Origin of the sequence: Duganella sacchari (assembly GCF_900143065.1) — a bacterium.
GTDB classification, from domain to species: Bacteria; Pseudomonadota; Gammaproteobacteria; order Burkholderiales; family Burkholderiaceae_D; genus Rugamonas; species Rugamonas sacchari.
Window position 1 is genome coordinate 489,330 of the sequence record NZ_FRCX01000003.1, and the last position, 16,487, is coordinate 505,816.

At 64.9% G+C, this 16,487-nt stretch carries 3 protein-coding genes; all 3 read left to right on the top strand.

Annotated features, from left to right (window positions below; all coding sequences use genetic code 11):
* Positions 1-2 precede the first annotated feature (2 nt).
* The 3 genes from BUA36_RS08585 to BUA36_RS31180 all read left to right on the top strand — a co-directional run bounded on the left by BUA36_RS08585 (position 3) and on the right by BUA36_RS31180 (position 16,471).
* A complete protein-coding gene (locus tag BUA36_RS08585; protein WP_229255644.1) occupies positions 3-395 on the top strand; it encodes a hypothetical protein in 393 nt (130 codons plus the stop codon).
* 493 nt (positions 396-888) lie between these two features.
* A complete protein-coding gene (locus BUA36_RS08590; RefSeq protein WP_072783468.1) occupies positions 889-8,127 on the top strand; it encodes an SPM autocatalytic domain-containing protein in 7,239 nt (2,412 codons plus the stop codon).
* A gap of 409 nt (positions 8,128-8,536) precedes the next feature.
* Entirely contained in the window at positions 8,537-16,471 is a 7,935-nt protein-coding gene (locus BUA36_RS31180) for a beta strand repeat-containing protein (RefSeq protein WP_443093066.1), read from the top strand.
* Positions 16,472-16,487: the final 16 nt, after the last annotated feature.

Consider the following 16,487-nt stretch of genomic DNA (forward strand, 5'->3'; position numbering starts at 1 on the left):
TGATGCTGGAATTCGAAAAATGGCTGGCTCGGGTATTGCTGCTGAATAGCGCGCTGGCGCTGGGTGTCTCGCTGGGGCTGCTTGGAGAGCCGCTCAGCGGCACTGGCTTGCATCTGGTGTTTGGTGCCGCGTTGCTGGGCTTTCTCTCGGCCGTGTTGTCGCTCAAGCGCTGGCTGCCCGGCCTGTGGGGCGGCGCGCTTTATTACCTGCTGCAGGTGGCCAGTTATTTTCCCTTCGATGGCAGCGCGTCGTTTAGCGTCAAGGCTGGCGTCAGCATTGGCCTGGTGCTGCGTTTCCCCAACGCAGTGGTGGTGCTGAATATGGTGGCCCTGCTGCTGCTGGCAGCGACGATGGCGGTGCTGGTCTGGCGTCAGCGCACCAAATTGTCAAATTGACAGCGATTTATCCCGCTGTTCTGTCATCTGCCTGTCATACCGCCACGTCAAAATAGCCGTACGGATACTTTTTTCCGTAGTGGAACTTATTTCTTCTACCAATGAGTTACACTTATGAAAATGGCTGCCAGGCAATTATTATGAAACCATAATATTGCCAGGAAGTGGTTGCGACTTGACGACATTCCGGCAAAAAGTTCCTGACGGCAATTAGACTTCGCTATAATGTGAGGTCCAATAGTCCCGAATTTACTGCGCTCGGGAACTGCTGTAGGCCTTAAGTTTTACCCGTATAAAAGTTTACTTAATGGAATCCAGATTTCCGTCGTTATATACACTGCGGAGCTGTTTTTACCGCATAAGTGGGCAATAAAACTTGCCAATAAGTATACATAAATACGTAATGATGTCCTAACAGGGCTTGGGGCCAGATCAGGCTGGCACTCAGGTTGCTATCTGCGCAAAAAAACGTAGTACCTCCAGGAGAAATACAATGGGTTTCGCGTCTACCTTAACCACGGCACAGCTGGCTGCGCTGAGTACAAACTTCGTCGCTTCGATCAGCACCGAAGACATTGTGGCCTTCAGCTCTGATCAGCTACAGGCATTCACGACGGCTCAAATTCCTGCGTTCACGACCGCCCAGCTGGCGGTTGGCTTTGGTACTGCGCAAGCCGCAGCGCTGACCTCCACCCAGGTCGGCGCACTGAAATCGACCCAGGTCGCCGCGCTGCGCACCGCCAGCTTTGCCGCCTTGTCGACTGGCGACATCGCCGCGCTGGCGACCAGCGCACTGGCTGGCGTTACCACCAGCCAGATCAAGGCCCTCACCACTGACCAGGTGGTCGCACTGACCACCAGCCAAGCCTCCTCGCTGAGCACCGCGCAAGTCGCCGCCCTGAATACCGGCGCCATCGCTGCCATGGAAACCGCGGATCTGGCCGCCGTTTCCACCGCAGCGATCGCGCAACTGAGCACCGCCCAGGTTGCCGCCCTGACCACCGCGCAGATCAACAACCTGTCGACCAATGCGCTGTCGGCCCTGAGCACCAACGCCATTTCGGCCCTGAGCACCGATCAGGTGGTGGCGCTGACCTCGAATGAAATCGCCAGCCTGAGCACTGGCCAGATCGCCGCCCTGTCGAGCCGTTCGCTGGGCGCGATCGAAACCGCCGACCTGGCCGGCCTGAGCACCAAAGATATTGCCGCGCTGCGCAGCGCGCAAGTTGCCGGCCTGACGACCGCTCAGATTGCCAACCTGTCGACCAACCAGGTCAACGCCTTCACCACCACCGTGCTGGCCAGCCTGAGCACCAACCAGGTTGTCGCGCTGACGTCGCAGCAAGCTGGCGCGCTGAATAGCAGCCAGGTTGCCGCCCTGAGCACCAACGCGGTTGGCGCACTGGAAACGGCTGATGTGGCCGCACTGGCCACCGCTGCCATCGCCGGCCTGAGCACTGGCCAGATGAAAGCGCTGGACAGCGCGCAAGTGGTGGCGCTGACCACCGCACAAGCCGCCGCGCTGAGCGCGGTTCAGGTGGCCGCACTGGGCACGTCCGAACTGTCGGCCATGGAAACCGCCGACCTGAGCGTCCTGAAAACCGCTGCCATCGCTGCCCTGAGCACCGCGCAGGTATCGACGCTGACCACCGGCCAGGTGACCAGCCTGGCGACCGGCGCGATTGCTGCGCTGAGCACCGCCGGCATCGCTGCACTGACCACCAACCAGATCGTTGCGCTGAGCTCGCAACAACTGGCCGCCTTCAGCACGTCGCAAGTGTCGGCGCTGAGCAGCAACAGCATCGGCGCGATTGAAACCGCCGACCTGGTTGGCCTGAGCACCAGCGCCGTCTCCGCCCTGCGCAGCGCGCAGCTGGTGGGCCTGACCACCGGCCAGGTAGCCTCGCTGTCGACCAGCCAGGTCGCTGCGCTGACCTCGGCGGCTGTGGCCGCACTGAATACCGCCCAGGTCGTCGCCCTGACCACCCAGCAAGCCAGCATCCTGAGCACCGCGCAAGTGGCGGCACTGGGCACCGCTGCCGTGGCTGCCCTGGAAACCGCGGACTTTGCCGCACTGTCGACCAATGCCGTTGCCGCCCTGACCACCAACCAGGTCAAGGCACTGACCAGCGACCAGGTGGTTGCGCTGACCACCGGCGAAGCCGCCGCGCTGACCACCGGCCAGGTGGCTGCCCTGAGCACCACCGCGATTGCCGCGATGGAAACCGCCGACCTGAGCGCACTGAAAACCGCCGCCATCACCGCGCTGACCACCGCGCAAGTGTCGTCGCTGACCACCAGCCAGGTATCGTCGCTGGCCACCGGCGCGGTAGCTGCGCTGAGCACCGCTGGCGTGGCCGCACTGACCACCAACCAGATCGTCGCACTGAGCTCGCAGCAGCTGGGCGCGCTGAGCACCGGCCAGGTGTCGGCGCTGAGCAGCAACAGCATCGGCGCGATCCAGACCGCTGACCTGGTAGGCCTGAGCACGGCAGCGATTGCTTCGCTGCGCAGCGCCCAGCTGGTGGGTCTGACCACCGGCCAGGTGGCTTCGTTGCTGACCAGCCAGGTTGCGGCACTGAGCTCGGCGGCCATCTCGGCCCTGAACACCGCCCAAGTGGTCGCCTTGACCACCCAGCAAGCGAGCATCCTGAGCACCGCGCAAGTGACCGCGCTGGGCACCGCTGCCGTGGCTGCGCTGGAAACCGCTGACTTCGCCGCACTGTCGACCGGCGCTGTTGCCGCGCTGACCACCAATCAAGTCAAAGCACTGACCAGCGATCAGGTCGTGGCGCTGACCACCACCGAAGCCGCCGCGTTGACCACCGGCCAAGTCGCCGCACTGAGCACCACCGCGATTGCCGCGATGGAAACCGCTGACCTGAGCGCACTGAAAACCGCCGCCATCAGCGCGCTGACCACTGCACAAGTGTCCGCACTGACCACCGGCCAGGTCACCAGCCTGGCGACTGGCGCGATTGCCGCGCTGAGCACCGCTGGCGTAGCGTCGCTGACCACCAACCAGATCGTGGCGCTGAACTCGCAACAACTGGGCGCGCTGAGCACCGGCCAGGTAACGGCCCTGAGCAGCAACAGCATCGGCGCGATTGAAACCGCTGATCTGGTGGGCCTGAGCACTGGCGCGATTGCCGCGCTGCGCAGCGCCCAGCTGGTCGGTCTGACCACCGGCCAGGTCGCTGCCCTGTCGACCACGCAAGTGGCCGCACTGACCTCGGCCGCGATCTCGGCCCTGAACACGGCACAAGTGGTGGCACTGACCAGCCAGCAAGCCAGCATCCTGAGCACCGCGCAAGTCACTGCGCTGGGCACCGCAGCAGTCGCTGCGCTGGAAACCGCTGACTTTGCCGCACTGTCGACCAACGCAGTTGCTGCGCTGACCACCAACCAGGTCAAGGCACTGACCAGCGACCAGGTTGTCGCCCTGACCACCGGTGAAGCCGCTGCGCTGACCACCGGCCAGGTCGCTGCCTTGAGCACCACCGCGATTGCCGCGATGGAAACCGCTGACCTGAGCGCACTGAAAACCGCTGCGATCAACGCCCTGAGCACGGCGCAAGTGTCGTCGCTGACCACCAACCAGGTCACCAGCCTGGCGACCGGTGCAGTGGCTGCCCTGAGCACTGCCGGCGTGGCCGCATTGACCACCAACCAGATCGTGGCGCTGAACTCGCAACAACTGGGCGCTCTGAGCACCGGCCAGGTGTCGGCGCTGAGCAGCAACAGCATCGGCGCGATCCAGACCGCCGACCTGGTGGGCCTGAGCACCGGCGCGATTGCCGCCCTGCGCAGCGCCCAGCTGGTCGGTCTGACCACCGGCCAGGTGGCTGCCCTGTCGACTACCCAGGTGGTGGCACTGAGCTCGGCCGCCATCTCGGCCCTGAACACCGCCCAGGTGGTAGCACTGACCAGCCAGCAAGCCAGCGTACTGAGCACCGCGCAAGTCACCGCGCTGGGCACCGCTGCGATTGCCGCACTGGAAACTGCCGACTTTGCCGCACTGTCGACCAACGCGGTTGCCGCGCTGACCACCAACCAGGTCAAAGCACTGACCAGCGACCAGGTCGTGGCCCTGACCACCGGCGAAGCCGCCGCCCTGACCACCGGCCAGGTCGCCGCGCTGAGCACCACCGCGATTGCCGCGATGGAAACCGCTGACCTGAGCGCACTGAAAACCGCTGCCATCAACGCCCTGAGCACGGCGCAAGTGTCGTCGCTGACCACCGGCCAGGTGACCAGCCTGGCGACCGGTGCAGTGGCTGCCCTGAGCACCGCTGGCGTGGCATCGCTGACCACCAACCAGATCGTGGCGCTGAACTCGCAACAACTGGGCGCGCTGAGCACCGGCCAGGTGACCGCGCTGAGCAGCAACAGCATCGGCGCGATTGAAACCGCTGACCTGGTGGGCCTGAGCACCGGCGCCATCGCTGCCCTGCGCAGCGCCCAGCTGGTCGGCCTGACCACCGGCCAGGTCGCTTCGCTGTCGACCAGCCAAGTTGCCGCACTGACCTCGGCCGCGATCTCGGCCCTGAACACCGCACAAGTGGTGGCACTGACCAGCCAGCAAGCGAGCATCCTGAGCACCGCGCAAGTGGTCGCGCTGGGCACCGCTGCTGTCGCCGCACTGGAAACCGCTGACTTTGCCGCGCTGTCGACCAACGCTGTTGCTGCGCTGACCACCAATCAGGTCAAGGCACTGACCAGCGACCAGGTCGTGGCGCTGACCACCGGTGAAGCCGCTGCGCTGACCACCGGCCAAGTCGCTGCACTGAGCACCACCGCGATTGCCGCGATGGAAACCGCTGATCTGAGCGCACTGAAAACCGCTGCGATCAACGCCCTGAGCACGGCGCAAGTGTCGTCGCTGACCACCAACCAGGTGACGAGCCTGGCGACCGGTGCAGTGGCTGCCCTGAGCACCGCCGGCGTGGCCGCACTGACCACCAACCAGATCGTGGCGTTGAACTCGCAACAACTGGGCGCCCTGAGCACCGCGCAAGTGACCGCGCTGAGCAGCAACAGCATCGGCGCGATCCAGACCGCCGACCTGGTGGGCCTGAGCACCGCGGCCATCGCGTCGCTGCGCAGCGCCCAACTGGTGGGCCTGACCACCGGCCAGGTGGCTTCGCTGTCGACCACCCAGGTGGTGGCACTGAGCTCGGCGGCCATCTCGGCCCTGAACACCGCCCAGGTGGTGGCACTGACCAGCCAGCAAGCCAGCGTGCTGAGCACCGCGCAAGTCACCGCGCTGGGCACCGCTGCGATTGCCGCGCTGGAAACCGCCGACTTCGCCGCGCTGTCGACCGGCGCCGTAGCGGCCCTGACCACAAACCAGGTCAAGGCACTGACCAGCGACCAGGTCGTGGCGCTGACCACCACCGAGGCTGCCGCGCTGACCACCGCGCAAGTGGGCGCGCTGAGCACCAACGCCATCGCCGCCATGGAAACCGCGGATCTGGCGGCACTGAAAACTGCTGCCATCGCGGCCCTGAGCACCGGCCAGGTGGCTGCGCTGAGCACCAATCAGATCACCAGCCTGGAAACGGAAGCGATCGCGGCCCTGAGCACGGCCGGCGTGGCGTCGCTGACCACCAACCAGATCGTGGCGCTGAATTCGCAGCAGATCGGCACGCTGAGCACCGCGCAAACCGTGGCGCTGAGCTCGGCCAGCATCGGTGCGATTGAAACGGCTGATCTGGCCGGTCTGAAAACCAGCCAGATCGCTGCGCTGCGCACCGTCCAGCTGGCGGGCCTGAGCACCGGCCAGGTGGAGTCGCTGTCGACCGCGCAAATCACCGCGCTGAGCACCGGCTCGATCAACGCGCTGAGCACCAACCAGATCGTGGCGTTGAGCACGCAGCAAGCGGCCGCGCTGAGCGCCGCCCAGGCTGCCGCGCTGAGCGCTGCCGGTCTGGCGGCCATGGAAACGGCGGACTTTGCCGCCCTGTCGACCGCTGCCATCGCCGCGCTGACCAGCAACCAGATCAAAGGCCTGACCACCAACCAGGTCGTGGCCCTGACCACCGGTGAAGCGGCTGCGCTGACCACCGGCCAGGTAGCCGCACTGGCCACCAGCGCGATTGCTGCGCTGGAAACCGCTGACCTGGCGGCGATCAAAACCGCCGCGATTGCCGCACTGGGCACCGCCCAGGTGGTGGCACTGACCACCAACCAGGTCAACAGCCTGGCCACCGGTACGCTGGCCGCGCTGAGCACCAGCAGCATTGCCGCACTGAGCACCGACCAGATCGTGGCGCTGAGCTCGCAGCAACTGACCGCGCTGAGCACCAACCAGTTCGTGGCGCTGAGCTCGAACAGCATCGGTGCGATCCAGACTGCCGACCTGGCAGGCCTGAGCACCACCGACGTGGCGGTACTGCGCAGCAGCCAGCTGGCCGGTCTGACCACCAGCCAGGTGGTTGCCCTGAGCACCAGCCAGGTCGCCGCGCTGTCCTCGGCGTCCTTCGCTTCCGGCCTGACCACGGCGCAGATCGCCGCACTGACCACCGCCCAGGCAGCAGCGCTGGCGACGGCCCAGGTGGCGGCACTGTCGACCCGCAATCTGGCCGCACTGTCGACCGATGCACTGGGCGCGCTGAGCACCCAGGACATCGCGGCACTGACCACCTCGCACATGGCAGCGCTGAATTCGGCGCAAGGCGTGGGCCTGACCTCGAACCAGGTCGCCGCGCTGAGCACCGCGCAAGTGGTGGCGCTGTCGACCGCAGCACTGAATGCACTGGAAACCGGCGACTTCGTGGCCCTCAAAACCAGCGCGATCCGTGCCCTGACCACCACCCAGATCAAGGCGCTGTCGACCAACGACATCCACGCAATGAGCACCACGCAGGCGGCGGCGCTGACCACTGTCCAGCTGAACGCCATGAGCTCGGACCAGTCGCATGCGATGACCACCGACCAGATCGCGGTGCTGACCCCGATCATGCTGGACCTGAACGGTGACGGCATCCAGACCCTGGCGCGCAGCGCTGGCGTGCAGTTCGACCACCTGGCCAACGGCACCAAGCTGAGCACCGGCTGGGTTGGCGGCGGCGACGGTCTGCTGGCGCTGGACCGCAACCATGACGGCATCATCAACGATGGTAGCGAGCTGTTCGGTTCGGGCACCACGCTGGCCAACGGCAAGAAAGCCGACAATGGCTACCAGGCCATGGCCGAACTGGATACCAACGGCGACGGTGTGATCGATGCCAAGGATGCCGAGTTTGCCGACCTGCGCGTCTGGGTCGATGCGAATGCCGACGGCGTCAGCCAGGCGGATGAACTGAAGTCGCTGGCCGACCTCGGCATCACCAAGCTGAACCTGGATGTCAAGAAAGACAACACGGTCAACAATGGCAACATCATTGGCCTGACCTCGACCTACGAGACGGCCGATGGCGCCAGCCACGCGGCAGCCGACGTCTGGTTCCAGGTGGCGCCGGTGGCTCAGCTGAGCAGCAATGTCAGCAGTCTGAGCCAGGCACTGGCTTCGTTCAGCAGCCCGGCGCCGGCAGCACCGGCGGCCAAGCTGGAAGTGCCAGGCCAGAGCGTGAACGGCGGCGCGGCCCAGCTGGCGGCGGCAATGCGCCAGTTCGATGCCGACGGCAAACCGACCCTGAGCAGTACGCAGGCGGCCAGCGACAGCGAGCTGCGTCTCAAAGCGCTGCAGTCCGGCGCTGCGCACGGCATCCTGGCGGTGCCAGGCAAGTAAGCATCCCGCAGTAAGTCAAACGGCAGAGCAAACGCTCTGCCGTTTGTGTCTGGGGCGGCAAAAATGCAGTTGATTCTCATTGCCCCGAGTAAACAAAAAAACTTAATGCTTTTGAGAAAAAGGTCGCTTTGTACGTTCAGGCCAGCTAGCCCCGCAGATTTGTAGGGATGATTGGCCGAAACTATGCAGTAGAGCAAGGCCATTGAAATGTTAACGCAGGGCAAAAACAGCAGCGGCCGGTCCTAAAGTTGCTTCAAAGATTGACGTTAAGAACTAAAGCGCGCGAAATTAGTGTTGTCGCGTCAGTAATCCGCAGTAGATACCGCAAGAAAATTCAAGTTGGAGCCGCAGAAGGGTCTGCTGGCTCCATCATCTGTCCCGTTAAGAACTGTGTAGTGCCCCAAGGAGAATGGAAATGAGCCTCGTAACAAGCTTTAGTACTGATCAGATCGCAGCGTTGACGACTGACACCGTTGCAACGCTCTCGACAGCCGATCTTGTCGCGCTCAACTCCGCTCAGACGCGGGCGTTCACGACGGACCAGATTGGTGCGCTGACCACCAACCAGATCTCCGCGCTGGCCACCAAACAGCTGACTAACGGCCTGACCACCGACCAGGTGGTGGCGCTGACCTCGAACCAGGTTGCGACCCTGAACTCGGCCCAGGTCAACGCGCTGTCGACCCAGTCGATCGCCGCGCTGGAAACCGGCGACTTCGCTGCCCTGAAAACCGCCACCATCGCTGGCCTGAGCAGCAGCCAGCTGGCCGCCGTGACCACCGACCAGGTCGTCGCGCTGACCACCGCGCAAGCCGCCTCGCTGAGCAGCGGCCAGGTTGCGGGCCTGAGCACCCAGGCGATTGCCGCAATCACCACCAGCGACTTTGTCGCCCTGAAAACCGCCGCTATCGGCGGTCTGAGCACTGGCCAGGTGACCTCGCTGTCGACCGACCAGATCAGCGTGATGACCACCGGCCAGGTAGCTGCCCTGAGCACCAATGCGCTGTCGAGCGGCATCACCACCGACCAGATCGTCGCCATGAATTCGGCCCAGCTGTCGACGCTGAGCACGGCCCAGTTCAGCGCGCTGAGCACCACCTCGGTGGCCGCCATCGAAACGGCTGACATCATTGGCCTGAAAACCAGCACCATCGCCTCGCTGCGCACCGCGCAACTGGCCGCGCTGACCACCGACCAGCTGAGCAACCTGACCACCGGCCAGTTCTCGGCACTGACCACCGGCAGCATCGCCGCCCTGAGCACCGACCAGGTCGTGGCCATCAACGTCAACCAGGCTGGCGTGCTGAGCTCGGCTCAAGTGGCCGCCCTGAGCACCAACGCCATCGTGGCCCTGGAAACCCAGGACCTGGCCGCACTGAAAACCGGCGTGATCTCGGCCCTGACCACCAGCCAGACCAAAGCCCTGACCACCGACCAGGTCGTCGCACTGAGCAGCCAGCAAGTGTCCGTGCTGAACAGCCAGCAAGTGGCTGCCATGGGCACCACCGCGATTGCCGCGATTGAAACCGCCGACTTTGGCGCGCTGAAAACCTCGGTCATCGCCAACCTGACCACCGGCCAGTCGACCGCGCTGACCACCGACCAGATTTCCGTGATGACCACCGCGCAAGTGGCGTCGCTGAGCACCACCAACCTGGCGTCGGGCCTGACCACCGACCAGGTCGTGGCCATGACCTCGAACCAGCTGGCGACCCTGAGCACCAGCCAGTTCAACGCGCTGAGCACCACCTCGGTGGCTGCCATCGAAACCGCTGACATCGTCGGCCTGAAAACCAGCATCATCGCGTCGCTGAAAACCGGCCAACTGGCTGCGCTGACCACCGACCAGCTGTCCAACCTGACCACCGGCCAGATCTCCGCGCTGACCACCGGCAGCGTCGCGGCCCTGAGCACCGACCAGGTAGTGGCACTGACCTCCAACCAGTTCGGCGTGCTGAACAGCGCCCAGGTGTCGGCCTTCACCACCCAAGGTATCGCCGCGATTGAAACCGGCGACATCGGCGCCCTGAAAACCTCGACCATCGCCGCGCTGAGCACCAGCCAGGCCAAGGCCCTGACCACCGACCAGGTCGTGGCCCTGAGCGCCGGCCAGGTTGGCGCGCTGAACAGCCAGCAAGTTTCGGCCATGTCCAGCACCGCGATTGCCGCGATTGAAACCGGCGACATCAGCGCGCTGAAAACCTCGGTGATTGCCGCCCTGAGCACCCAGCAAGTGGCGGCACTTACCACCGACCAGGTGACCGCGCTGAGCACGGCCCAAGTCGCTTCGCTGAGCACCAATGACCTGGCCTCGGGCCTGACCACCGACCAGGTGGTGGCACTGACCTCGAACCAGCTGGGCGCGCTGAGCACCACCCAGTTCGGCGCCCTGAGCACCACCGCGATTGCCGCCATCGAGACCGCCGACATCGTCGGTCTGAAAACCAGCATCATCGCCTCGCTGAAAACCGGCCAGCTGGCGGCGCTGACCACCGACCAGCTGTCGAACCTGACCACTGGCCAGATCACCGCGCTGACCACCGGCAGCATCGCTGCGCTGACCACCGACCAGGTGGTGGCACTGACCTCGAACCAGTTTGGCGTGCTGACCAGCGCGCAAGTGTCGGCCTTCAGCACCAACGACATCGCCGCGATTGAAACCGGCGACATCGGCGCCCTGAAAACCAACACCATCGCCGCGCTGAACACGGCCCAGGCCAAAGCCCTGACCACCGACCAGGTCGTCGCACTGAGCAGCCAGCAGATCGGCGCCCTGAACAGCCAGCAAGTCGGTGCGCTGACCAGCACCGCGATTGCTGCGATTGAAACCGCCGACATCGGCGCGCTCAAAACCTCGGCCATCGCCAACCTGACCACCCAGCAGTTCGCTGCGCTGACCACCGACCAGATCACCGTGCTGAGCACCGCACAGGTATCGTCGTTCAGCACCGCCGACCTGGCTTCGGGCCTGACCACCGACCAAGTCGTGGCCATGACCTCGAACCAGCTGGGCGCGCTGAGCACTGTGCAGTTCAACGCCCTGAGCACCACCGCTGTGGCAGCCATCGAGACGGCTGACATTGTTGGCCTGAAAACCAGCATCATCGCCTCGCTGAAAACCGGCCAGCTGGCTGCCCTGACCACCGACCAGCTGTCGAACCTGACCACCGGCCAGATCACCGCGCTGACCACCGGCAGCATTGCCGCGCTGACCACCAATCAAGTGGTGGCCATGACCTCCAACCAGTTTGGCGCACTCAGCAGTGCCCAGGTGGCCGCCTTCAGCACCAGCGATATCGCGGCGATTGAAACCGCCGACATCGGCGCGCTGAAAACCAACACCATCGCTGCCCTGAGCACCGGCCAGGCCGCTGCGCTGACCACCGACCAGGTGGTTGCGCTGAGCAGCCAGCAGATCGGCGCCCTGAACAGCCAGCAAGTCGGCGCGCTGACCAGCACTGCAGTTGCCGCGATTGAAACCGCCGACATCGGCGCGCTCAAAACCTCGGCCGTTGCCGCACTGACCACCCAGCAGTTCGCTGCGCTGACCACCGACCAGATCACCGCGCTGAGCACCGCGCAAGTATCGGCCTTCAGCACCTCGGACCTGGCCTCGGGCCTGACCACCGACCAGGTGGTGGCACTGTCGTCGAACCAGCTGGGCGCCCTGAGCACCACCCAGTTCAACGCGCTGAGCACCACGGCGGTAGCCGCGATCGAGACCGCTGACATTGTTGGCCTGAAAACCAGCATCATCGCCTCGCTGAAAACCGGCCAGCTGGCTGCGCTGACCACCGACCAGCTGTCGAACCTGACCACTGGCCAGATCGCCGCGCTGACCACCGGCAGCATCGCTGCGCTGACCACCGACCAGGTTGTCGCGCTGACCTCGAACCAGATCGGCGCCCTGAGCAGCGCGCAAATCGCTTCGTTCAGCACCAACGACATCGCCGCGATTGAAACCGGTGACATCGGCGCGCTGAAAACCAACGCGATTGCCGCGCTGAACACGGCCCAGGCCAAAGCCCTGACCACCGACCAGATCGTTGCCCTGAGCAGCCAGCAAGTTGGCGCCCTGAGCAGCCAGCAAGTTGGCGCGCTGAGCAGCACCGCGATTGCCGCGATTGAAACCGCCGACATCGGCGCGCTCAAAACCGCTGCCGTCGCCAACCTCAGCACCCAGCAGTTCGCTGCGCTGACCACCGACCAGATCACCGCGCTGAGCACCGCGCAAGTGTCGGCCTTCAGCACCGCTGACCTGGCCTCGGGCCTGACCACCGACCAGATCGTGGCCATGTCGTCGAACCAGCTCGGCGCCCTGAGCACCGTGCAGTTCAGCGCCCTGAGCACCACTGCGGTGGCTGCCATCGAGACCGCTGACATTGTTGGCCTGAAAACCAGCATCATCGCCTCGCTGAAGACCGGCCAACTGGCTGCGCTGACCACGGACCAGCTGTCGAACCTGACCACGGCCCAGATCGCTGCGCTGACCACCGGCAGCATCGCCGCGCTGACCACCGACCAGGTTGTTGCGCTGCAATCGAACCAGATCGGCGCCCTGAGCAGCGCGCAAATCGCCTCGTTCAGCACCAACGACATCGCCGCGATTGAAACCGGTGACATCGGCGCGCTGAAAACCAACGCGATTGCCGCGCTGACCACTGCCCAGACCAAGGCCCTGACCACTGACCAGGTCGTCGCCCTGAGCAGCCAGCAGATCGGCGCCCTGAACAGCCTGCAAGTTGGCGCGCTGACCAGCACCGCGATTGCCGCGATTGAAACCGCCGACATCGGCGCGCTCAAAACCTCGGCCATCGCCAACCTGACCACCCAGCAGTTCGCTGCGCTGACCACCGACCAGATCACCGCGCTGAGCACCGCGCAAGTGTCGGCCTTCAGCACCTCGGACCTGGCCTCGGGCCTGACCACCGACCAGATCGTGGCCATGTCGTCGAACCAGCTGGGCGCGCTGAACACTGTCCAGTTCAACGCCCTGAGCACCACCGCGGTGGCTGCCATCGAGACGGCTGACATTGTTGGCCTGAAAACCAGCATCATCGCCTCGCTGAAAACCGGCCAACTGGCTGCGCTGACCACCGACCAGCTGTCGAACCTGACGACGGCCCAGATCGCCGCACTGACCACCGGCAGCATCGCTGCGCTGACCACCGACCAGGTTGTCGCACTGCAATCGGTCCAGATCGGCGCCCTGAGCAGCGCGCAAATCTCGTCCTTCAGCACCAACGATATCGCCGCAATTGAAACCGGTGACATCGGCGCGCTGAAAACCAACGCGATTGCCGCACTGAACACGGCCCAGGCCAAAGCCCTGACCACCGACCAGATCGTTGCCCTGAGCAGCCAGCAAGTTGGCGCGCTGAGCAGCCTGCAGGTTGGCGCGCTGAGCAGCACCGCGATTGCCGCGATTGAAACCGCCGACATCGGCGCGCTGAAAACCGCTGCCGTGGCCAACCTCAGCACCCAGCAGTTCGCTGCGCTGACCACCGACCAGATCACCGCGCTGAGCACCGCGCAAGTGTCGGCCTTCAGCACCTCGGACCTGGCCTCGGGCCTGACCACCGACCAGATCGTCGCCATGTCGTCGAACCAGCTGGGCGCCCTGAACACCAACCAGTTCGGCGCACTGAGCACCACCGCGATTGCCGCCATCGAGACGGCGGACATTGTTGGCCTGAAAACCAGCATCATCGCCTCGCTGAAAACCGGCCAGCTGGCGGCGTTGACCACCGATCAGCTGTCGAACCTGACCACTGGCCAGATCGCCGCGCTGACCACCGCCAACGTCGGCGTGCTGACCACCGACCAGGTTGTGGCACTGCAATCGGCCCAGTTTGGCGCCATGAGCAGCGCGCAGATCGCCGCCTTCACCACCACCGACATCGCCGCGATTGAAACGGCCGACATCGGCGCGCTGAAGACCAACGCGATTTCCGCCCTGAGCACCAACCAGGTGAAAGCCCTGACCACCGACCAGGTTGTCGCGCTGAGCAGCCAGCAGATCGGCGCCCTGAACAGCAGCCAGGTCGCGGGCATGAGCAGCACCGCGATTGCCGCGATTGAAACGGCCGACATCGGCGCGCTGAAAACCTCGGCCATCGCCAACCTGAGCACCCAGCAAGTGGCCGCCCTGACCACCGACCAGGTGACCGCGCTGAGCACCGCGCAAGTGGCCTCGCTGAGCACCGCTGACCTGGCCTCGGGCCTGACCACCGACCAGGTCGTGGCACTGTCGTCGAACCAGCTGGGCGCCCTGAGCACCAACCAGTTCAGCGCACTGAGCACCACCGCCGTGGCCGCGATCCAGACCGCCGATATCGTTGGCCTCAAAACCAGCATCATCGCGTCGCTGAAAACCGGCCAGCTGGCAGCCCTGACCACCGACCAGCTGTCGAGCCTGAGCACCGGCCAGATCGCTGCGCTGACCACCGGCAGCATCGCGGCGCTGACCACCGACCAGGTCGTTTCCCTGCAATCGGTCCAGATCGGCACCCTGAGCAGCGCGCAGATCGCCGCCTTCAGCACCAACGATATCGCCGCGATTGAAACGGCTGACATCGGCGCGCTGAAATCGAACGCGATTGCCGCCCTGAGCACCAACCAGGTGAAAGCCCTGACCACCGACCAGGTCGTCGCCCTGAGCAGCCAGCAGATCGGCGCCCTGAGCAGCACCCAGGTGTCGGGCATGAGCAGCACCGCGATAGCCGCGATTGAAACCGCCGACATCGGCGCGCTCAAAACCTCGGCGGTCGCTGCGCTGAGCACCCAGCAAGTGGCAGCACTGACCACCGACCAGGTGGCGGTACTGAGCACCGCGCAAGTAGCCTCGCTGAGCACCGCTGACCTGGCCTCGGGCATCACCACCGACCAGATCGTGGCACTGACCTCGAACCAGATCGGCGCCCTGAGCACCGCCCAGGTATCGGCACTGAGCACCGGCGCGATTGCGGCGATTGAAACGGCGGACATCGGCGCACTGAAGACCTCGGTCATCCAGTCGCTGCGCACCGCCCAGGTGGCCGCACTGACCACCGACCAGATCGCCACGCTGAGCACCCAGCAGGTGACCGCGCTGACCACCGCTGCACTGGCCAACAGCCTGAGCACCGACCAGGTCGTCGCGCTGAACACCGCGCAAGTCGCTGCGCTGAGCTCGTCGCAAGTGGCGGCCCTGTCGACCAACGCGATTGCCGCGCTGGGTACCGAAGACGTGGCTGCGCTGAAGACCTCGGCCCTGGCCGCACTGCAAACCGCCCAGGCTGCAGCGCTGACCACCGACCAGATCGTGGCGCTGTCGAGCCAGCAGGTTGCTGTGCTGTCGAGCAACCAGATCAAGGCGATGTCGACCACCCAGCTGGTGGCGATTGAAACCGCAGATCTGCGTGCCCTGCGCACCTCGGCGATCGCTGCGCTGAGCACCTCGCAACTGAGCGCGCTGACCACCGACCAGATCCACGCGCTGACCACCTCGCAAGTGTGCGCCATCACCACCGCACAAGTGCCAGGCCTGACCACCGCGCAAGTGGCTGCACTGTCCTCGCCGCTGGGTACGCCAATCGTGCTGGACCTGAACGGCGACGGCATCAGCACCCTGAACCTGTCGGCGGGCGTCAACTTCGACGTGCTGGCTAACGGCAACAAGGTCAACACCGGCTGGGTCGGCGGCGGCGATGGTCTGCTGGCACTGGACCGCAACCACGACGGCATCATCAACGATGGTAGCGAGCTGTTCGGTTCCGGCACCACGCTGGCCAACGGTCAGAAAGCCACTAACGGCTACACCGCCCTGGCGGAGCTGGATACCAACGGTGACGGCGTCATCGACAGCAAAGACAGCGCGTTTGCTGATCTGCGCGTGTGGGTGGATGGCAACGCTGACGGTGTGAGCCAGGCTGATGAGCTGAAATCGCTGACCGACCTGGGCATCACCAAGCTGAACCTGGACGCCAAGCAGAACGTGTCGGCCAACAACGGCAACATCGTCGGTATCACCTCGACCTTCGAGACCAACGATGGCAAGTCGCACACGGCGGCTGACGTCTGGTTCGCACTGGGTGCCAGCACCAGCAACGTCAGCAGCTCGGTCAGCAGCCTGTCGGCCGCGATGTCGACCTTCAACGCCGCAGCCAGCGCTGCGACCGAGAACGCCGGCAAGCTGGATCTGCCAAGCGCGACCAGCACGGCGGTGTCGGCCCTGGCCAGCGCCATCGGCAGCTACGACAACAAGCTGACCGCAGCGTCCAGCCAGGCCTCGACGGAAGAGACCCAGCGCCTCAAAGCGCTGCTGACTGGCAACCACGGCGCCGGCATCCTGGCCGCCAAGTAAGCCACACACTGCTCAG